The sequence below is a fragment of the Rhizobium anhuiense bv. trifolii genome, from assembly GCF_024346605.1.
Classification (GTDB): domain Bacteria; phylum Pseudomonadota; class Alphaproteobacteria; order Rhizobiales; family Rhizobiaceae; genus Rhizobium; species Rhizobium anhuiense.
Map to the genome: position 1 here is coordinate 3863828 of NZ_CP098803.1, position 18857 is coordinate 3882684.

Genomic DNA, 18857 nt, shown 5'->3' on the forward strand with positions numbered 1-18857 from the left:
CATATGGGCTCGCCCTCGCCGCTTGAAATACCGACGCAAAATCCGCGACGTAGGAAGCATCGGCCGTCTTTGGCGAGTGTCCCGAAACGAAACAATAGATATGCCCGAGCGTAGTCAAAAACCCCTGTTTCAATACGCCGGATCCTCGACGACATGCTTAACCTGTGTCGAAATGGTCTCACCTCGGCAGCGAATTAACCGTTCATAAAGCATTTGCTTGCTCAACTTATAATTTGTGTCATGGTCACTGTAAGTAGTGAGGGAGCCGACCTGATGAGTGATATAGCATCGCAGATTCCGGAATTTGGTTACGATGAGCGCGTGATGATCTGCCGGAAGCAGATCGAGAAGGCGGTCTATCAGTTCATTGCAAATACCAAGGTCGACGGATGCGATCCGGCGGAAGTGGCAATGGCCATCGCAGACATTGCCGACGATTACATTTTGCTGCTGGCTCAGAAGCGCAATTTGACCCACTGAAAGCAGGGATCGGCCGGCAAGCGGCCGATGTCCAGAGCACAAGTGAAACCCGAAATCGCCGCCGCTTCCCTGCCGGGAGGCAACGTCAGCGAAAGCGCTTACCCCTCGCTTCGAAGCCATCCGTGAGATGGATATCGAACAGCTTCTAAACCAAGCGCCAGCGGCCGGAAACGAGCCGGCCTTCCCCAACCTAAAATCGACATTAAGCGCCGAACCATGGGCCCGTACCGGGCGTCGGCTTCAGCGCGTTGCCTCACGGCGGTTGAAACAAGCGGCTCCGTTCGATTGACGATTGCCCGGTTGCGCAAGCGCAAGAAATAACCCCGAAAATCGAAGCCGATTTTCGGGGTTATGCGCGGGTTTGAAGCGGTGGAGTTTCTTCAGCCCGTCCGATCGGACGCGCCGTACTAATGACTTCTCACACTCACTTGCGGAACCGGAGAACTCAATTCAGCCAGTTCCCTGGTCAAACCCTCCCCCACCTCCTGCTTGACGGCCTCGAGCGCCAGGTCGAGGCAATTCGTTGCGAATTGCAGTTTGACATCCTGAGCGACCTGTCGCGCATAGGCAATCATTCGCGCCAATGCGACAAGCTCCTCCAGACCGTCTTCCGCCCCTTGGTCTGCGTCTATCTTGACAACCGATGTCACGCCCATGCCCATTTCTCCAACGAATTGAAGGCATGATACGCGCGCAAACGTGATCGAGCCCGTGAAAAAAGCGTGACACAACCCCCGGTGACCATCGTCATCTTCGATTCACAATGCTGGGCGTGTCCGGAACGGGGTTTCGTGCAGTGTCCAGGGCAGATCGGCATTCGAACGACTGTCGCGCGCCTCCTGCACGGCTTTCAGCAATGCCAAGGCATCGATGCGCTTTTGATCGACGGCATTCGACAGAAGGGCCGCCAACAGTCGCGGACGATCCGGTTCGGTCAGCCCTGCGCATTGCTCGACGATCGCCCGCCATGTCCGTTTCTTGAAAAAGATCGCGCCTGCGGCATCGTCGAGCTCCCGGCGCAACCCGCTTGCCAGCAGTCCGCCATCCTCCATCGCATCGAGCGTTGCGCTGACATTGACGAGGGGCACCGTCAGCGCCTTGCTGCCAAGCGCGCTTGGCGCATGCGTAAGTGCGACGGCGGCATCGTCAACCAACCGGCCGCTGCGATAATCGTCGAAAATGCGACCGATCCCGACCATGCCGAACGAATGGCATTCGGCAGCCCGCAACGCGCCCATGCTTGCCGCCCCGAGAACCGCGACGCCCAGCGAAAGAGCATGGAGAATTTCCTTGTGCCAGACCGGCGCGGCATATTCGAAGCCGCCGTCGATCAGGCCGATGACATTGGCGCCCTGCTCCACCTGAGCCAGGACATCGCCTTGCGTGGCAGGCGGCATGACGCGGATCCCCTCGCCGGCCAGCGACGTCGCATCGGGAAGACTGGGGCCTGCGAAAATGATCTTCAAAAGCCTATCGCCCTGGCAAGCGCCCGCGTTCCAAACCGCCGGGCGCGCGCGCCCTCCGGATTTTCAAGTTCGGGGATGACAACCTTGACGACACTGAAGGGAAGCGCCTCCTCGCTGAGGCGCACGGCAATCACCGAAGCGATCTGCCTCTGTCGCAGCGCATCGAGCACGTGCTGCAGCAGCTGCGCCAGATCCCATTGCCGAGATCCGGCCTCCCCACCGCTGCCGATGGCGGCAACAGGCGGTGCGGCAACAGCATCGAAGGCCCGCCGCATCAGCGGCGGCAACGATCTTGAGAAAGTTGCAGGGGTAATATCGTCCCTGGCTCCGCTGATATAGGTCAGCCGGGACTGCACGGCCTCCGTCACCGCCCGAATGGCCGCGCGCACGGGAGACGGATGCGCACCGGCGCCGCCGGTGACCTCGACAAGGCGAATGTCCCTGTCGCCGCCAATATCCCGCGGGCCTAGCGTGGCTGTGAAACAGGGGATGCCGATATCGCTGGTGATATCGAAGAGCTTCAGTGCCAATCCCGATGCTTCGATCTTGTCGATCAGCCCGTCCAGGGCGCCATCCTCAAAGCCGCGGGGATCGACGCAGCCGGCATAACGATCCGCTTCCCCGCTCACCTGCCACAGCACATGGGCATCACGCTCGATGCGCTCCAGGACGCCGTGAAGGATCGCCTCCTCGATATTGTTTCCCGATGCCAGACCGTCCGAAGACATCCAGTATCGCGCGTCGCGTGTCCGGTCGAGCACCACCGCTTCAAAAGGGATATAAACCTCATCGCCGGTGAGGATATTAACGCCGGCAACCCATTCAGTCTCCTCGTCCGATCCGAGATCGGATTTATGAAGAGCGGTCAGGCAGTTCAGCGTTTCGGCCTTGTGCCCCATCGCCTGCAGACGGGAAGCAGTGCCGCGGACGAGATCGACGGAGGGTTCGCCCGCAACCGCCCGCTCGAGCGCTTCCATGACGGTGGATACTTTGGCGTCGAGATCGGTCAGGCCCTTTCCCTGGGCAATCACGATCGACCGCGAATTCGGGGCGTATGCGCACCAGACGGGGATTCCGGTGTCATCCAGCCCGGTATGTCGCGCGACCCTGGTAATGCCGAACCTGGCCAAAAGAGGTTCGACGCGGGAAAGAGTTTCCCGCGGCGACATGCTTCTATCGGAATATATCGACCGGTGCGTCAGAATGCCGGCTCAGCCGTCGACGTGACCGGAAAGGGCGACCTGCGCCGACGAAACGGCGACGCCGAGGTCGACGTTCTTTACGAATGTACCGCCGGCTTTGCGTAGGCCGTTTGCGGTTGCCAAATCCCCCGTCGGATTGAGAGGCTTGACCGTGCCCGCATCGAGGTCGGCGAGCCAGAGACCTGCTTCGCCGGGTATTCCAATAATGACTGCCTTTGCCATGTAATGCCCCTAAGTGATTGTTAAAAACCAGCCCTCAACAGGCCCTCCCGATAAAGCTCCTTTTGCCATTGCTCCTTGAAGGGAACGATGGCGAGCCACTTCTCGACGTCGAACACCGGGTTGATGCTCTCGGCGCGCTGCCGATGGAAGAGCGCCCGTTTTCGATCGCCGATCATTGCGCAACTGGCCGCAGCGATGCGATGGGCCGGCGCTTTGTCTTTCATCGCCTCGACATAGGCAATGGCCTCCTCGTACTGTTCCAGAAAGAAGCTCGCTCCCGCAGCACACCAGAGATAGGCATCAGGCGCGATCGGATTGAGCGAAATCGCTCTCTGGATCTTGGCGAGCGCATCGCCCGGACGGGATGCATGCACGAGCGTGTCGGCATGGCTGTAGATGACGTCGGCAAAATGCGGGCTGAGCTCCTCCGCCAGATGAAGTGCGGCGACGCTGGCATCGACATCGCCGAGATAGAGTTTGGTGACGCCAAGCTCGCGATGGCCCGCCGCCGATGCCGGATCCCGCTCGATCGCCCGAAGCGCATTCTGCTCTGCCAGATGCAGCAGCTCATTATTCCCCTGCGCCGTCACAAGCCATTCGCTGGTGAAGGTTCTCGCCAGCCCGGTAAACGATGGAGAGAAATCCGCCTTATGCGACAGCGACTGCTTGAAAGCCTTCCGTGCCCGGCGGATATGCGGCAATGTTAGCTTGCTCATCAGGCTCGAGCCGACGAGATAAGCGTGATAGGCCTCAGGGTTGGCTTCGAAGCGTAAGCGCTCTTCCTCCTTTTCAGCCAGTTCGCGGGCCACCGACAAGGTCAACTGCTGCGCGATCAGCCGTCTCTGCCGGGGCAGCGTATCAGGCGTCATCACAAAGCGATGGGCCCAGATGATCTCGTCCGTGGGGAAGTAAATCAGCTGCGCGAACAATCCTTCGTCGGAGAACCGCGTATCCAGGAGATAGGCGATCGAATGGCGGGCGACGACGGTCGCCTTCTCGGAATCCCGGCGGATTTGTCCGGCCGTATGCGGTGCAACGATGGAAATATTTCGAAGCGCGCAGAGTTCGATCGTGACGTCTTCGATCAGGGCGCTCGCAAGCGCCAGCCCGGCATCTGCGTGTTTCGAAGTCGGGGGAAGCAACACCAGCCGAGGCAGGATCAGCGGCAGCGATGCGCGTTCGATATCGGCAGAGGTCGCGCCACCGGTCTCAGCGCGCTTCACCTCCACCCTTGCAGGACCATTGCCGCTTGGCAATCTCTCGCCGAACGATGAACCGCCCGATAGCTGTTGCAGAAAGGCTCGGACCTGCTCGTCGTTCGGATCCCGTTCGAGGATCTGCAGAGCGGCGCTCGAAATGATGCGCGCAGCCCCCGACTTCTCTACATCAGGCAGCGCATCCAGCAATGCTTGCCGCAGTTGCAGCGCCTGAGCGTCCCGTTGCGCCCTCATCCAGGTATCTATTAGCTTTGTCGCTGGTTTGATATTTCCGATGAAGCCGCGCTGGGTCAGTTCGGCGATCGCATTCAGCCGCTCCAGCGGCGGACCGGCGGTGCGAAAGACATCCAGATCGCTGGAAACCGCCTGCGTGTTGAGGCGAACCGTGGTGGCGGTGAAATCGAAGGGTATTTCGGCCCGCCCGCCGTCCGTCTCGCGGATGCGGGAAATCAGTTTGCGCAGATTGAGCCGCGCCAGTTCGGCTTCGACATCGCTCCATAGAAACTGCGCCAATTCATACCGGCTGAGCTCATGGCTCGCACCCGCGTAGAGATGGGCCATCATCAACAGGCCCTTGATCGGATAGCGAACCGGTTCGCCATTCGCGTCGATCAACCGTAGATCGCCGAACGTCTGCAAATGAAGCAAGGTGCACCTTCAGCCGTTCACAACCGGATCCTGCAACTCACCGTCGATGTCAGTCAATCCCGCGACCGCCAGGCTTTTGGCCAATGCTACCAGCTTTTGCCGGATATTCGGGTCCTCGATGGCGATGAACGCCTTGTTGAGCGCCAGCCCCTCCTTCGAGGACAAAAACTTGTTCAACTCGCTCGTCTCGCCCTCGATCGGTCCAGCGCCGCCGTTCTCGAAGAAAAAGCCGACGGGCACGCGAAGAATCTCGGATATGCGCTGAAGACGGCTGGCGCCGATTCTATTCGTTCCCTTTTCGTATTTCTGGATCTGCTGGAAGGTAATGCCCAGAAGTTCGGCCAAACCGTGCTGGGTCATCCCGAGCGTCTTTCGCCGAACTCTCACGCGATTGCCAACATAGACGTCGATAGAATTCGGCGATTTAGCCTTCATGTGAATAAGTCTCCCGCTTTATCAGCACGCCAGCTGTATAATGGAGAGTTTAAGCAAGAATGCAACTAAAAGTAAATATTTCGTAAGGATTTTTTTCAGCATCACACACAGTAAAAAACAACCTGTGGATTATTACAGCGGGCGCCGCTTGGCGCGGATATGCGCTGCGCTCTATCGCCCATTTCGCGGGAACGAATGCTCTCTGGGAGATGCGCCACTGCGACGCCGCCGCCAAAGAGGTTTTTGAGCGACGGCGATCATCGACTTGGCGAAAACAGGAATCCTTCCGACATATTCAAAACGAATATTGTCGAAGCCGGCATCCAGCAGCAGCGTGCTCAATGTGCTTTTCGACCAGAACTTGATATGACCATGTTCCTTCAACGGCATGAAATGGTCGTCCATTTTCCCCAGCGCAGCCAGGGCAAGATTCTTCAGGTAACCATGATAGGGCGTCGACATGACTGCGATACCGCCCGGCTTCACGAGATCGTACACCGTCGAGATGAATGCCTTCGGATCGTAGACATGCTCCACCACCTCAAGGCTGATCAGGGCATTGAATGTGCCATATTCCCTGGAAAGGTCGTCATAGGCCGAGCCGACATTCAACGGCAGGTCGGGATAATTGACATTGGCCTTGGCGATGCCGTCGCTGGAAGGATCGACGCCGACGACATAATACCCATGTCGCGCAAGAGCCGCTGCTGCGCCGCCGGTGCCACATCCCAAATCAAAGACGTCGTTTTCTGCAGAACCTTCGAAATGGCTCTCGAGCACGTCGAGCACGGAAGGCAAGATGTAGGAATGCGCGGTTGTCGGCTTGGCGTGAATATAGGTGGTTGCATCTAGCTCGACGGACATGCCCCTCCCCCTCGGCGATTGCGCGGTAGACCCTATCCAGGAATACGTCGAAAATTTGATTAAACCTGACCAGCAACCGACAGACAATAATAATAGTCAAATTATAATCTAAAGTTTTATAATAAAAAACAAAACCTATACGCGATAAAGGAATTTACAACGCAGAATAGGCAAAAACAATTGTAAGTATTATTTACTTAAACTAGATTATACATAAATAAACGCCCAACATCCGAAATAACGCTAAAAATCCGTGGGGTTGCCAAGAAAACAAAACGATACAATCGCTTCGAGGTCATCCTGGTATCCATCCCTGCAATTGCAGGGCTGCATTGGAGATTGTCGCGTGTGACGGTGTTGAAGCGTCCCTGCCGAAATCTGCAGCCCTCCCCTGATGCCGGCCCTTAAAGTGCCCAATTGCCGACACGAAGCCAAAGATATTTAACGGATGAATGTATACTGCTTGATTTAGACAGCCGATCGAAACCCTTCTCGCGTGCCGGAGAAGACAAGCTTGCCCGATAATTCGTCGTCCGCATATGCGAAACAGCCGTTGGGGAAACCGCGGGTTCCCGTGGTCTTCTGGTTGCTGCTGACGATTTCCCTCTCGCTAATCATGGGAACGGTGCTTCTTTCCAACGACATGAAACACTTGAAGACGGTCGGCCATTATTTTGGCTACGATCTCTTTCCTCCTGAGGTTAGGCCTCCGCCCAAAGCCCTTCCCCGCCCGAAACCACCTGTCACCTTCACGCTTCCCGTGCATCTCATCGAACCACCGGCGGCGCAGACCGCGTCGACTTTTCTACGGACATGGCGGATATCCGGCGCCGCAATGTGCGCGGCGCTGCGCGATGCCGGTATAGAAACCAGCGATTGGGCGGCGGCGAGCTTCAACGCCGATACGTTCGAATGCTTTTTTGAGCACAGCGGCAAGCGACAGAAGGACCAGCTCCCGAACTCTATCTTTGTGATCGTTCGGGGTGACGCCGCTGGCACGATCAACAATATGCGCGTGAAAATCATCAATCCCGAGACGGATCAAAATGGCCAGCTCGACCCCGGCATTCTGCAAATCTTCCAAATCATGCTGCGGCAGCCACAATGGCTCGATTTTCACGAGACGCTCGACGCGATCAAGAATCTGAAGGACATCAAGGAAGACGGCTTCGGAGCGAGCATCAGCTTCACCCGCGAGGTGCTCAATCCCGGGAATTATAATTTTACACTGTCGTTGGATGCCACTTCAGGACCTCAGAAAAGAACGAGAAATTACTTTTCGAGCAAAATATGGCTTCCATCGCCAGACCCCGCAGCCGAGATCGGCAGCGAGCAACCGGAATCGGTCTCCACGCCACCCGATCCCGAGGCGCCGGCAGAGAGCCGTGAGCATCCGCATTAGCGCTGATCACGCCATGTAACTTGCATCGTCGTGATGTCTGGCCAGAAGCCTGTAAAGCTCTTTCAAACTGTCCGCACTCGGCCGTTCGGTGCTGTCCCCACCCGCCAGACGCCAGACACGCTCGACATTGAGATCCTGCGTGACTTGCGCAAGATCTTCGTTCAGCGAGCGGATGACGATCTCCGACCGACGCAGCCGCCACGACATTCTGACGAGCGCTGCAGAGAGGAGGAAAATGATGCCGATGACGCCGAGAGCAAGGGCTATGAACTGCCAGTCATCGAGAAGGGATAGAGCGTTTCGTGCAGTCGCCATAAAAAAAACGGCATTATGAAATGCCATAGGAAAACAGCTCATCAGATAGCTAAACCAATCTTCCATCACGAGCGACCCTCCGCAAAGATTCATATCTTGGAGCATCCTGAAAAGTCTATCAGATACTGACAATATCCCCTGCGGCGAAAGTATATTTGAGGTTGCATTACTCTACTCAATTGAACGCGAACCCCGCGATGGATCATTGCCGACGAGCCCGGCCCTTCAATTTCCACCGCGGACATGAAAAAAGCCAACAGTGAGAGATAGAATGAATAGAAGACGCTTCCTCGCCTCGGTTCCGCTCGCTCTGTTATATGCCAGGGCGGGCCACGCCTTTGCACAGGTGCCTCCGGCTGCAGGGCTACGCGCCCTTGCCGACAGGAAGTCGTTCCGATTCGGATCGGCAATCGATCTGCAAAACATCAACGATCCAATCGCTTCCGAGATCTACATCGACAACGTCAATTCAATAACGCCGCGAAACGAGCTGAAGTGGAATGCCACGGAAAAGAGACCCGGCGTTTTCAGCTTCGGCAGCGCCGACCGTATGGTTGCATTTGCACGCAAAAACAACATGAGGGTTTATGGACATACGCTGATCTGGTATCGCGTCCCGGAGTGGGTGTCTGATATCACGGATGCAAAGACCATTCAGGCGACCATGAACCGTCACATAAAACAGGTTGTCACTCGCTATAAGAACTCGATCGATGCTTGGGATGTGGTCAACGAGCCGTTGGAGTATGATGCACCGGACCTGCGGGATTGCGTTTTCCGACGCCTTCTTGGCGATGAATATATCCGCATGAGTTTCGACATGGCGCACCAGGCCAATCCCGACGCGACGCTGGTGCTCAACGAAACGCATCTGGAGAAAAAATCCGACGTGTTCGAACAGAAGCGCGCGCGGATCCTGAAAATCGTCGAGGATCTCGTCGCGAAGAAAACGCCGATCAATGCGGTCGGGCTGCAGGCGCATTTCCGCCCCGGCCTCGACCGGATCGATCCGGAGGGAATGGGGCGCTTCTGTGCGGCGCTGAAGGAGATGGGAATCGGCGTTTTCATTACCGAGCTCGATGCCTCCTGCCACTTCCTGAACCGCGACAAAGGCTTCACGCCGGCGTCCTACGCCGATATTTTCAGCGACGTGATCACCGTGGCGGCTGAGCATGGCGACTTGAAAGGCGTGACAGTATGGGGCATGTCGGAAAAATATGCCGATCGCGATGAGAAGGGGGCCGATCCCAATGCGGCTTGCACTAAGCGCGTTAATCTTTACGACGACAATAATGCGCCGAGAAGTGCGATTGATGGTATCCGGCGGGCAATAGAGGCAATGTGATGCGCAAGACAACGGAGACGCGAACAGATTCATGAAAAAGGCCGTTATTTATGTGGAAAAATTTTTGCCTGCCAGCCAGGCATTTGTTCTCAACCAGGCAGTAGCGTTTCGTTCTTTCGAAGCTGAAATTCTTGCCGGCTCGCGCATTTCTTCGGCCCATACAAAAAAATCCACTGTTCCGGTTCATGACATCCGTCGATCCCCCGTTGCGCGAGTCGGTGAACTGCTTCTGAAAATCCCGCAGATCGGCCTTCCCTTCCTCTTTCCTGCGATCGGCAAAGCCGATCTCGTTCACGCCCATTTCGGCAAGAACGGTTATGTCATCGGCCCCTTGGCGCGCGCCGCCGGCAAGCCGCTGGTCACGACGTTCCACGGCTTCGACGCCACCTATGGCGGCGATCCGAAAAAGCCGGGCGGCTTCAATCAGGTGCGCTTCTTCGCCAAAGGCCGAAGCGAGATGGCCGGCTGGAACAGCTGGAACATCGCCGTTTCCGATTTCATCCGCGACCGGCTGCTAGCGCTCGGCTTTCGCGCCGAGCGCGTCTATCGCCATCATATCGGCATCGACCTCGACCTCTTCAAAATGGAGCCTCGTCCGCGAAAAAAAGGGCTCGTGGTTTCCATTGCCCGTTTCGTCGACTACAAGGGCCATCGTTTCATGATCGATGCGCTTTCGCGCGTGGCTGCCGCCGGTACCCCGGTCGAATTCGTCATGGTCGGCCAGGGTCCGTTGAAGGAGGAAATCGAAGCACTGGCACGTCGTTCCTTGCCAAGCGTCACGATCCATGAAAATCTGTCGCAGACTGAGATAAGGGATCTGCTCGCCAGTGCGGAGCTTTATCTCCATGGAAGCGTGACCCTCGATAATGGTCACGCCGAAGCTTTCGGCCTCGCCAATCTCGAGGCGGAAGCCGTCGGGACTCCGGTCGTCGCATTTCGCTCGGGAGGCGTGGGCGAAGCGATCGAAGAGGGGAAAACTGGTTATCTCGTGGAGGAGCGGGATGTCGCGGGAATGGCGGAGGCGGTCGGAAGGCTGCTCAACGACCAGGCCTTGTGGACAGCCTTTAGCGCGCGGGCACCGCTTCTGGTGGCCGAGCGCTTCGACTTACGTCGTCAGACGGGGATGCTCGAGGACTATTACAGTTCCGTGCTAGACGAATTTGCCAGCCGGGGTCGGACTTGATGGTGCAGACAGGAAAAAAGCCGAAGTGGGGACTGAACGTATTTCGCCCGCTGCGGAACGGATTTGTGAAGGCCAAATGGCTCTATTATACGAAGTTCTGGGGAATGGACATCGATCCGACGGCCAGCTTTTCGTTGAGCGTGCGGTTCGACAAGACCAATCCGAAGGGATTGCATATCGGCGCGGAAACCTATGTCGCCTTTGAGGCGGCTATCCTGACCCACGATCTCACACGCGGGCTCTATCTTCACACGAGAATCGGCAAACGCTGCTTCATCGGCGCCCGCAGCATCATTCTGCCCGGCGTCGAGATCGGCGACGAATGCGTCATCGGCTCCGGCTCGGTGGTGACCAAGAGCGTTCCGCCGCGCTCGCTCGTGGCGGGCAACCCGGCAAAGATAATCCGCAGCGACATCAAGATCATTTCGCGTTACGGACGCATGGCCCGCGAAGACGACACGGTCTCGCAGATCGTGACGCACTTGCCGACTGGAGAAGCACGATGAAGATGTTTGCCTACCGGGGGAAACACGAGAATTTTGGCGACGAACTGAACCATTGGCTTTGGGAGCGTCTGCTGCCCGGCTTCTTCGACGAAGACGAAAGCCAGCTCTTTCTCGGCATCGGCTCGATCCTCTACGACAATTTCGATCCGAAGATGCAGAAGATCGTCTTCGGCTCAGGCTATGGCGGATATACCAACCCGCCGAAAGTCGACGGCAACTGGACGTTCTATTTCGTGCGCGGAAAGAAGACCGCGGAAATCCTCGGCATCGACCCAAGCTACGCGATCGGCGATTCGGGCATCCTCACGCGCAGCTGCTGGGATGCCAAAAGCATCGAGAAGCGTTATCCCGTCTCCTTCATGCCGCACTACGAAAGCGCCATGTACGGCAGCTGGGATAAAGTCTGCGATCTCGCCGGCATCCACTATATCGATCCCCGCTGGTCGGTGGAAAAGGTTCTAACCGAGATCAGCGCATCGCATAAGGTCGTCTCCGAGGCGATGCATGGCTGCATCATATCCGATGCGCTCCGCGTTCCCTGGCGGGCGATCCGGCCGATCGCACCCGGCAATCGCGCCAAATGGTATGATTGGGCGAGTGCGCTGGATCTGGAGATCGATTTCGATCCGATCGGCCCGTCGAACCTGGTTGAAGCCGGAGCGTCGCTGGTGCGGAAGAACACCTACCTGTTGAAAAACATCACGTTCCGCCACCGCCGCATCCGGCAACTGACCGGCAACTATGTCTTCGGCTCTACCGTCAAGACGCTGCAGCGGGTAGCCGAGAAGCAAGGACAGCTCAGCTCCGACAAGGCTATCGTAAGAGCGCACGAGAAAATGCTGGCCGAACTGGGCCGGCTGAAGCAAGATTTTTCCACGCAGACGGCAAGCGCCCTTTAATGTCGCAGACCCCGTGACGAGGCAACAAAGCATGATGCTTTCCAACTCCATCAACACCCTTTGCTCCTGCAAGAGGGAGACGCACTCGGAATGGGTGTGCAGCCCGCTTGGACGGTCGATGTTGTTGACCTCAGGAGCCGTTCGCCCATGAGCAGTGTTACCGACCGCCTGATTCAGGGCAGCATGTGGCTGAGTCTGTCCCGCGCCATCGTCAACGGACTTTCGGCACTCAGCACCTTTGTGCTCGCATGGTATCTCGTGCCGGCTGATTTTGGTCTCGTCGCCATTGCAACGACGATCCAGGTCATCTTGAGTTCGGTCACCGAACTCTCGCTCAATCAGGCGCTTATCCGCCACGAATCTCCAAGCGAAACGCATTTCAGCGCGGTGTGGACGTTGAGCGTGACGAGAAGCGCGGTATTGGCGCTGCTGTTTGCCGCCGCCTCCTATCCGATCGCCGAATTCTATAACGAGCCGCGGCTGACGAGCGTGATGCTTGCCTTGAGTTTCAGCCTGCTGCTCAGCGGGCTAGCCAATCCGCGCCGTGTCATGCTCCAGCGTGACCTGATCTTCTGGCAGGAATTCGTCCTCAACGTCTCGCAAAAGCTGGTCGGATTTGTCGTCACGGTGGGAATCGCGGCCATCTATCATAGCTATTGGGCGCTCGTTATCGGCACCCTCGCCTATCAAGTGACCAATATCATCGTTTCCTACACCGTCCTGCCGTTCTGGCCTCGCATCACCTTTCGTCATGCACGCGAATTGTTTTCGTTCTCGGTGTGGCTGACGGCCGGACAGATCGTCAACACGCTGAACTGGCGCATCGAATACCTGCTGATCGGCAAGATGCTGGGCGCCACACAGCTTGGCCATTATACGGTCGGCAACACCCTGTCGACGCTGCCGACGCGCGAAGCGACCGCACCGTTGAACCAGACTATTTATCCCGGCTTTTCGAAAGTCCGCAACGACCCGGTCCGGCTGATCGCGGCCTATCAGCGCGCCCAGGCGCTTTTGGCGGCGGTGGCGCTTCCAGCGGGAATCGGCATGGCCGTCGTGGCCGATCCAATGATGCGGCTTGCCCTGGGAGAGAAGTGGGTTCCCGCGATCTTCATCGTCCAGGCGCTCGCATCGGTCTTCGCCCTGCAGACCCTGGGTTCGCTCGTGCAGCCGCTGGGCATGGCAAAGGGCCATACCAAGATGCTGTTCATCCGCGACACGCAGATGCTGGTGGTTCGCGTTCCCATCATCATCGCTGGTCTCATGATGGCCGGGCTTCCTGGCGTCGTTTATGCGCGCGTGTTGACGGGCCTGATTTCCACCGTGGTCAACATGCTTCTCGTCAAGCGCTTGATCAACTTGCCATTCTTCCAACAGCTCGGCGCCAACTTCCGCGCGCTTGCCAGTGTTGCCTTGATGGCAGTCGGCGTCCTAGGATTGTCGCATTTCCTCAGCATGCCTACTGATAAGCTGGGCTTGACCCTTCATCTGGCCATTCTGCTCATCACCGGCGGCATCATCTATATCGGTTCCAGCTTTGTCCTTTGGCTCGCGATGAACAAGCCAAACGGGCCGGAAACCGAAGTTCAGCGTATCTTTGTCAAGTTCCTGTCAAAAGCCAAACGTATTGCCGTAGCCAAGTCGGCCTGAAGCTAAACGAACACAAACAAGAGAGGCAGAATGACCAGCCAATCCAGATCGGAGCTGATCGCAAAACTCAATGGCATGATCCATGATTGCCTGAAGGACTATGTCTCGCGCGACGAACCGCTTGCGATTCTCGATTTTCCCGACATCCGCAATTGCGGCGACTCGGCAATCTGGCTGGGTGAGATGGCCTATCTCAAGGATCGCTTCGGCAAGCGCCCGGACTATGTTTCCAGGCTGTACGACTTCTCCGCCGACGAACTGAAACGGCGGGTACCGACCGGCCCGATCTTCATTCACGGCGGCGGCAATTTCGGCGATATCTGGGTTGCCCACCAGGATTTTCGCGAAGCCATCATGGAGCGTTTTCCGGATCGGCAGATCATCCAGTTCCCGCAATCGATCCACTACAGCTCGCCTGAACGCATCGAGCAATCCAAACGGGCAATCGGGCGCCACAAGAATTTCGTGCTGCTTGTGCGCGACGAGGAATCGAAGGAGTTTTCCGAAAAACACTTCGACTGCGCCGTACGACTGTGCCCCGATATGGCTTTTGCCATCGGCCCGCTCCCGGAAAGGGCGACACAGATCCCCGTCCTCGCCATGTTGCGCGAGGATGCGGAACGGGTGGGCGGTACCGATCGCGAGATTCCTTCCGATATTCCTGTGGAAGACTGGATTACCGAGTCGAAACGGAAGGTCGATATCGCCAAGAGGTTGGGGGTAGCTTCGGCTTATCTCGCATTGAAGCCGAGCGAAGTTGCCTTGCGCAGGTTGGATGCTGCGGCACACAACCGCTTCGAGCGCGGCATCAGTCAGATTTCGCGCGCCCGCGCAATCGTGACCGATCGCCTGCACGTCCATATCTGCTCGCTGCTGCTCGGTCGCCCGCATGCCGTGCTTGATAACAGCTATGGAAAGATCCGCCGCTTCATGAATGCTTTCTCCGGCGGAACCGACCTTTCATATAAGGCAACCTCGCTCGAGGACGGAATCGAGTGGGCGCGTGGTCAGGCGTCCAAGGGGCGTGCCGATCAAAAAGAAGCTGTGAGCTTGCGGGCTTAAGGGGGTCATTCGATGCCACTTGTCACCTTCATTATCCCGGTCCGACATCAGGACAATGCCCGTGATTGGAGCAGGCTGAAGGCGAACCTCAGCCAGACCGTGACCTCCATTTCCAACCAGACCAATGGAGATTGGCGCGGAATCATCGTCGCAAACGAAGGGGCCGACTTGCCCGATTTGCCGGAGAAATTTTCCGCGGTGCGCGTCACCTTTCCGCCGAACGACCTGCATGAGCTCGGAAAGGGCAGCAAGGAAGACTTCCTTGATGCGTTCCGGGCAGACAAAGGCCGTCGCGTACTCAGTGGCATGTTGAACGCCACCGACAGTCGTTTCTTCATGATTGTCGATGACGATGACTTCGTCAGCTCCAGGATCGTTCAGCACGTATCCGATCATCGGGACGCCAACGGATGGACGATCGACCACGGTTACATCTGGGACGATGGCGGCAATTTCCTGTTTGGCCACGACGACTTCAGCCATCTCTGCGGTACCTCGTTGATCATTCGTGCCGATCTCTATGAACTGCCGGAACGCTTTGAGGATGCTTCGCTCGACTGGATCAAGTCGATGCTCGGCAGCCATGTCCGCATTGCGAACATCCTTGCCCAACGCGGAGCGCCGCTCACGAAGCTTCCCTTTCGTGGGGCGGTCTATCGGGTTGCCCATGGCGGATCGCATAGCCAGGCACCGAGCCTGCTACGACAGTATTTCCTGAACCGCGGCGTGCTGACCAAACCGCGGCGGTGGTTGCGCAATCTTCGTAAGCTGAGGGTACTCGGTGAAAGTCATAGGCGCGAGTTTTTCGGCAAGACGCGGTCAAACCCCGCGTAAGGAATCAGTCCCGTTCGAACATCGCACAGGCAGTCAAAATATGACGCTTTTCTCTTTCGACTTCACCAAGAGGGTTGGTAACTGATGTCGGATCTATTCGTCAGCGTGCTCTTTGCATCCTACAATGGCGCCAGCCGGCGGCTGCGCCACATGTTGGATTCCTTGGTGCGCCAGGAGCTTCCCCATGACCGATGGGAATTGATTGCTGTCGACAACAACAGCAATGACGGCACCTTTGATCTTTTGAAATCGTATAGCGAGACGCTTCCAATCACCATCCTGCAGCAGCGCAAGCCGGGGAAATCCGGCGCGCTGAATTTGGGTTTGGATCGGGTAAAGGGAGATCTCGTTGTCTTTACGGACGACGACATACGTGCCGAACCGAACTGGCTGAAAGCGATCGTTGATTGCGCCATCGCTCATCCGGCCTACGGCGTTTTCGGAGGCCGTATCGTCCCCGATTGGGAAAAAGAACCGAAGGGCCGCTTTATCGACTGGATTCCGATGGGATCCACCTTCGCGATCGTCGACGAAACGCAAAGCGGACCGTGTGATCCGACGAAAGTCTGGGGTCCGAACACGATCATTCGGCGGGATCTGCTTGGAACGAGCGTGCGCTACCGGGAAGATATCGGTCCTCTTCCCGGAAAGATGTTCGCCATGGGTGAAGATGCGGAGATCATCATTCGCCTGGCGGCAAATGGCGCCAAATCCTATCGATGCGCCGAAGCCGTGGTCCATCACTGGATTCCGGCATCAAGTGTCACCGAGGATTGGGTACAGAAACGGGGCGAACGGCTCGGCTACGGCATGCCGGCACTCTTCCCGGATGAGGTTCCCGAAGGGATGAGGCTAAGTGGCGTTCCGCTGCAAACCTGGGTCGAAAGCGCGCAATGGGCTTGTCGGGCAGCCACGCTTTATCTCCTGCCGCAATCGAAGAAGCGTTTCTGGGCCATCTGGAAATATTACTACATGCGTGGTTATCGCGCCGGAATTCGCAGATACGCGCCCCAGACGCTGGCGCGGTGATCGATTGGTCCAGGAGACGATAATTTGAAACTCTCGGTGCTGATCAACAATTTCAATTATGGGCAGTTTTTGCGCCCATGCATCGACAGCGTTCTGTCGCAGAGCTACCCTGATTTCGAAGTGGTGGTGGTCGACGACGGGTCGACGGACGATTCCCGCGAGATCCTTGCTTCCTACGGGAAACAGATCCGGACCGTATTGAAGGAAAACGGCGGCCAGGCCTCGAGCTTCAATGCAGGCTTCGCGGCGGCAAGCGGCGACATCATCTTTCTCCTCGATGCCGACGATGCGTTTTTGCCCGGCAAGCTCGCGCGGATCACCGAGATCTACGATCGCAACGAGATCGACTGGTGCTTCGACCGGGTGACGACCAATGAAGGCGACCAGCCTCCTGCGGAGCTGCAGGTGACGCTGTTCGATAAACGGGAAACGCTTGGCAAAGGTGGCTTCCCCTCTCTTCCCGTTCCGACATCGGGCTTGAGCTTCCGCCGCGACCTGCTGCGCCAGATCCTGCCGATGTCCGCGGCGGATGGCGTCGTGCTCAGCGACAACTATCTCAAATTCGCCGCTGCCTTTCTCGGCCGCGGCGCCATCGTCGAAACGCCTCTGACATTCCAGCGCATTCATGCGTCGAACCGCTACACGGGCACAAGCAGGGCAAAAACGCTACGCCCGCAGATCATGATCGCGACCGGGCTGGAACTGGCGCGTCGCTATGATGGGCTGCAGGCGCTCGGCAAGAGCCTGGTCGCCGGCGGCATTGCCGAAACGACTTCGCTGCTGAAGCTTCGCAGCGAAGCGCGCAACACGCTGGCCGGCGGTCCGTTCGGCGAGGATGCCGCAACCCAAGTGGCCTTGATGGCCGCGCGCAAGCGCTTGGGAAATATGCTGCGGAGAGGACGGTCATGAACCAGCAAGAAACCTTCCCGCATTCCTCCGTCGGCGCCGGTCAGGCAGGTGTTTCGCCGTTGAAGATCGCCGTCGGCGTGCTGACCTATCGGCGCCTGGACGGGATCGCCAAGCTGCTCGACGTGATGACGCGCCAGGTCAGGCATCCAGATCGTCCCTATCATCTCACCATGGTGATCGTCGACAATGATGCGACCGGCAGCGCAAAGGCGACAGTGGAGGGCTTTGGCCAGACAGGCGCCTATGACCTGATCTATGTCGTGGAACCGAACCAGGGCATACCCTTTGCGCGCAATCGCGCGCTGGATTCGGCGCCTCCCGGCACCGACCTCTTCTGCTTTCTCGATGATGACGAATGGCCGGTCGACGGCTGGCTGGACGCGATGCTGGAGACCCGGGAGAAAAACCGCGCAGATTGCGTCTACGGTCCCGTCCAACCGGTCTATCCCGAACACCCGCCGGAATATTTCATCAGGGCAAGGGTGTTCGAGCGCAAGAAGAACACCGACGGTCAACGCATTTCTTATGCGGCCTCGAACAACGTCATGTTCGACTATCCGCTGATCCGCTCATGGAACCTGCGTTTTGAAGAGAAGATGCGCTTTACCGGGGGCACGGACTACCTTTTCTTCAACCAGGCCATCCGCCGGGGCATGCAGGTTTTCTGGGCTGACAAGGCACTTGTCTACGACATCGTGCCTGCGAACCGGATGACCTGGAAATGGGTGTTGCAAAGACAATACCGGCTCGGCAATACCTTCGCAGTCAGCGAAGTCCTGCACGGCAACCTGAAGCGCCGGATCTACCGCGCGGCCTATGGCGCCACGAGAGTCGTGCTTGGGTTGGTCATGCTGCCGGCGATCCTGATTTCACCTTATTGGGGCATGCGTGCCCTCACCCATGTTCTGCGCGGCGCGGGCATGGTTAATGGGATTCTCGGACATGCATATCAGGAATATAGGCCCAATGCCGCTCACTGATATCGTTTGCGGGGCGCGCTCGGACGAGTTTGGCCGTTATTCTGTTTCAGACGAAAACATCATGCCTAATTGGCTGTTTATCAACTTCAAGGCTTCAACCGACCGGGCCAAAAATGGTACACTTCCGCTGAACGATCGTGACACCACCGCTGTTCGAACGGAATGGTTTTTCGCTTTTATCATCGGTCAAATATAGGAGATGCCTGTCT

Annotated in this window: 21 protein-coding genes; 13 read left to right on the top strand and 8 right to left on the bottom strand. The window is 57.5% G+C overall.

The window, feature by feature from the left end; all coding sequences use genetic code 11:
- Window positions 1-273: 273 nt before the first annotated feature.
- On the top strand, window positions 274-480 hold the full coding sequence (locus NE851_RS27765; RefSeq protein ID WP_028758125.1) for a hypothetical protein: 207 nt from the start codon (window positions 274-276) through the stop codon (window positions 478-480).
- Window positions 481-887: 407 nt separating this feature from the next.
- Here the strand turns inward: NE851_RS27765 and NE851_RS27770 are convergent, their stop codons facing one another.
- The 7 genes from NE851_RS27770 to NE851_RS27800 form a co-directional block, all read right to left on the bottom strand.
- A complete protein-coding gene (locus NE851_RS27770) occupies window positions 888-1136 on the bottom strand; it encodes a hypothetical protein (RefSeq protein WP_028758126.1) in 249 nt (82 codons plus the stop codon).
- A gap of 102 nt (window positions 1137-1238) precedes the next feature.
- A complete protein-coding gene (locus tag NE851_RS27775) occupies window positions 1239-1946 on the bottom strand; it encodes a TfuA-like protein (RefSeq protein ID WP_097542025.1) in 708 nt (235 codons plus the stop codon).
- Complete coding sequence (locus tag NE851_RS27780; protein ID WP_047611507.1) at window positions 1943-3115, bottom strand: YcaO-like family protein; 1173 nt, start codon at window positions 3113-3115, stop codon at window positions 1943-1945. The genes NE851_RS27775 and NE851_RS27780 overlap by 4 nt, the downstream gene beginning before the upstream one ends.
- Window positions 3116-3157: 42 nt before the next feature.
- Window positions 3158-3370, bottom strand: coding sequence for a hypothetical protein (locus tag NE851_RS27785; protein ID WP_028758129.1), 213 nt, complete (start codon window positions 3368-3370; stop codon window positions 3158-3160).
- 20 nt (window positions 3371-3390) lie between these two features.
- Window positions 3391-5235 (bottom strand): peptide antibiotic resistance protein, encoded by a 1845-nt coding sequence (locus NE851_RS27790; protein ID WP_097542024.1) that lies wholly within the window; start codon window positions 5233-5235, stop codon window positions 3391-3393.
- 9 nt (window positions 5236-5244) lie between these two features.
- A complete protein-coding gene (locus NE851_RS27795; RefSeq protein ID WP_028758131.1) occupies window positions 5245-5670 on the bottom strand; it encodes a helix-turn-helix domain-containing protein in 426 nt (141 codons plus the stop codon).
- Window positions 5671-5841: 171 nt separating this feature from the next.
- Window positions 5842-6534 carry a class I SAM-dependent methyltransferase gene (locus tag NE851_RS27800; RefSeq protein ID WP_245433173.1) on the bottom strand — a complete coding sequence of 231 codons (693 nt, stop codon included), beginning with the start codon at window positions 6532-6534 and terminating at the stop codon, window positions 5842-5844.
- Between the two features lie 514 nt (window positions 6535-7048).
- Here NE851_RS27800 and NE851_RS27805 point away from each other — a divergent pair.
- A complete protein-coding gene (locus NE851_RS27805; protein WP_097542023.1) occupies window positions 7049-7936 on the top strand; it encodes a DUF6030 family protein in 888 nt (295 codons plus the stop codon).
- Between the two features lie 6 nt (window positions 7937-7942).
- Here NE851_RS27805 and NE851_RS27810 read toward each other — a convergent pair whose 3' ends face one another.
- A complete protein-coding gene (locus NE851_RS27810; protein WP_244604782.1) occupies window positions 7943-8317 on the bottom strand; it encodes a hypothetical protein in 375 nt (124 codons plus the stop codon).
- Between the two features lie 205 nt (window positions 8318-8522).
- On the opposite strand from NE851_RS27810, the gene NE851_RS27815 reads away from it, so the two are divergent.
- From NE851_RS27815 to NE851_RS27865, 11 genes are all read left to right on the top strand, one after another.
- Window positions 8523-9596, top strand: coding sequence for an endo-1,4-beta-xylanase (locus NE851_RS27815; RefSeq protein ID WP_047611512.1), 1074 nt, complete (start codon window positions 8523-8525; stop codon window positions 9594-9596).
- Between the two features lie 31 nt (window positions 9597-9627).
- Entirely contained in the window at window positions 9628-10779 is a 1152-nt protein-coding gene (locus NE851_RS27820) for a glycosyltransferase (protein WP_028758135.1), read from the top strand.
- The gene (locus NE851_RS27825) at window positions 10779-11285 is read left to right on the top strand and encodes an acyltransferase (RefSeq protein WP_047611515.1); all 507 of its coding nucleotides are present in this window, start codon (window positions 10779-10781) and stop codon (window positions 11283-11285) included. The genes NE851_RS27820 and NE851_RS27825 overlap by 1 nt, the downstream gene beginning before the upstream one ends.
- Window positions 11282-12184, top strand: coding sequence for an exopolysaccharide glucosyl ketal-pyruvate-transferase (gene pssM, locus NE851_RS27830; RefSeq protein ID WP_254959256.1), 903 nt, complete (start codon window positions 11282-11284; stop codon window positions 12182-12184). The genes NE851_RS27825 and pssM overlap by 4 nt, the downstream gene beginning before the upstream one ends.
- Before the next feature lie 147 nt (window positions 12185-12331).
- Window positions 12332-13834, top strand: a complete 1503-nt coding sequence (locus NE851_RS27835; RefSeq protein WP_047611816.1) for a lipopolysaccharide biosynthesis protein — start codon at window positions 12332-12334, stop codon at window positions 13832-13834.
- Window positions 13835-13864: 30 nt separating this feature from the next.
- A complete protein-coding gene (locus tag NE851_RS27840) occupies window positions 13865-14896 on the top strand; it encodes a polysaccharide pyruvyl transferase family protein (RefSeq protein ID WP_047611520.1) in 1032 nt (343 codons plus the stop codon).
- Window positions 14897-14908: 12 nt separating this feature from the next.
- Window positions 14909-15730 (top strand): galactosyl transferase, encoded by an 822-nt coding sequence (locus NE851_RS27845; protein ID WP_028758140.1) that lies wholly within the window; start codon window positions 14909-14911, stop codon window positions 15728-15730.
- Window positions 15731-15814: 84 nt separating this feature from the next.
- Entirely contained in the window at window positions 15815-16759 is a 945-nt protein-coding gene (locus tag NE851_RS27850) for a glycosyltransferase family 2 protein (RefSeq protein WP_028758141.1), read from the top strand.
- Between the two features lie 24 nt (window positions 16760-16783).
- Window positions 16784-17668: a glycosyltransferase family 2 protein gene (locus NE851_RS27855; protein ID WP_028758142.1), complete on the top strand. Its 885-nt coding sequence runs from the start codon at window positions 16784-16786 to the stop codon at window positions 17666-17668.
- The gene (locus tag NE851_RS27860; RefSeq protein ID WP_254959259.1) at window positions 17665-18648 is read left to right on the top strand and encodes a glycosyltransferase family 2 protein; all 984 of its coding nucleotides are present in this window, start codon (window positions 17665-17667) and stop codon (window positions 18646-18648) included. Before NE851_RS27855 ends, NE851_RS27860 begins: the two co-directional genes overlap by 4 nt.
- Window positions 18635-18844 carry a hypothetical protein gene (locus tag NE851_RS27865; protein WP_254959260.1) on the top strand — a complete coding sequence of 70 codons (210 nt, stop codon included), beginning with the start codon at window positions 18635-18637 and terminating at the stop codon, window positions 18842-18844. The genes NE851_RS27860 and NE851_RS27865 overlap by 14 nt, the downstream gene beginning before the upstream one ends.
- Window positions 18845-18857 lie beyond the last annotated feature (13 nt).

Excerpts from the sequence above, each read along its gene's own strand:
- NE851_RS27765 (WP_028758125.1), top strand. The coding sequence starts at position 274 with ATGAGTGATATAGCATCGCAGATTCCGGAATTTGGTTACGATGAGCGC.
- NE851_RS27770 (WP_028758126.1), bottom strand. The coding sequence starts at position 1,136 with ATGGGCGTGACATCGGTTGTCAAGATAGACGCAGACCAAGGGGCGGAA.
- NE851_RS27780 (WP_047611507.1), bottom strand. The coding sequence starts at position 3,115 with ATGTCGCCGCGGGAAACTCTTTCCCGCGTCGAACCTCTTTTGGCCAGG.
- NE851_RS27785 (WP_028758129.1), bottom strand. The coding sequence starts at position 3,370 with ATGGCAAAGGCAGTCATTATTGGAATACCCGGCGAAGCAGGTCTCTGG.
- NE851_RS27795 (WP_028758131.1), bottom strand. The coding sequence starts at position 5,670 with ATGAAGGCTAAATCGCCGAATTCTATCGACGTCTATGTTGGCAATCGC.
- NE851_RS27800 (WP_245433173.1), bottom strand. The coding sequence starts at position 6,534 with ATGTCCGTCGAGCTAGATGCAACCACCTATATTCACGCCAAGCCGACA.
- NE851_RS27810 (WP_244604782.1), bottom strand. The coding sequence starts at position 8,317 with ATGGAAGATTGGTTTAGCTATCTGATGAGCTGTTTTCCTATGGCATTT.
- NE851_RS27815 (WP_047611512.1), top strand. The coding sequence starts at position 8,523 with ATGAATAGAAGACGCTTCCTCGCCTCGGTTCCGCTCGCTCTGTTATAT.
- NE851_RS27820 (WP_028758135.1), top strand. The coding sequence starts at position 9,628 with ATGAAAAAGGCCGTTATTTATGTGGAAAAATTTTTGCCTGCCAGCCAG.
- NE851_RS27825 (WP_047611515.1), top strand. The coding sequence starts at position 10,779 with ATGGTGCAGACAGGAAAAAAGCCGAAGTGGGGACTGAACGTATTTCGC.
- pssM (WP_254959256.1), top strand. The coding sequence starts at position 11,282 with ATGAAGATGTTTGCCTACCGGGGGAAACACGAGAATTTTGGCGACGAA.
- NE851_RS27835 (WP_047611816.1), top strand. The coding sequence starts at position 12,332 with ATGAGCAGTGTTACCGACCGCCTGATTCAGGGCAGCATGTGGCTGAGT.
- NE851_RS27840 (WP_047611520.1), top strand. The coding sequence starts at position 13,865 with ATGACCAGCCAATCCAGATCGGAGCTGATCGCAAAACTCAATGGCATG.
- NE851_RS27845 (WP_028758140.1), top strand. The coding sequence starts at position 14,909 with ATGCCACTTGTCACCTTCATTATCCCGGTCCGACATCAGGACAATGCC.
- NE851_RS27850 (WP_028758141.1), top strand. The coding sequence starts at position 15,815 with ATGTCGGATCTATTCGTCAGCGTGCTCTTTGCATCCTACAATGGCGCC.
- NE851_RS27860 (WP_254959259.1), top strand. The coding sequence starts at position 17,665 with ATGAACCAGCAAGAAACCTTCCCGCATTCCTCCGTCGGCGCCGGTCAG.
- NE851_RS27865 (WP_254959260.1), top strand. The coding sequence starts at position 18,635 with ATGCCGCTCACTGATATCGTTTGCGGGGCGCGCTCGGACGAGTTTGGC.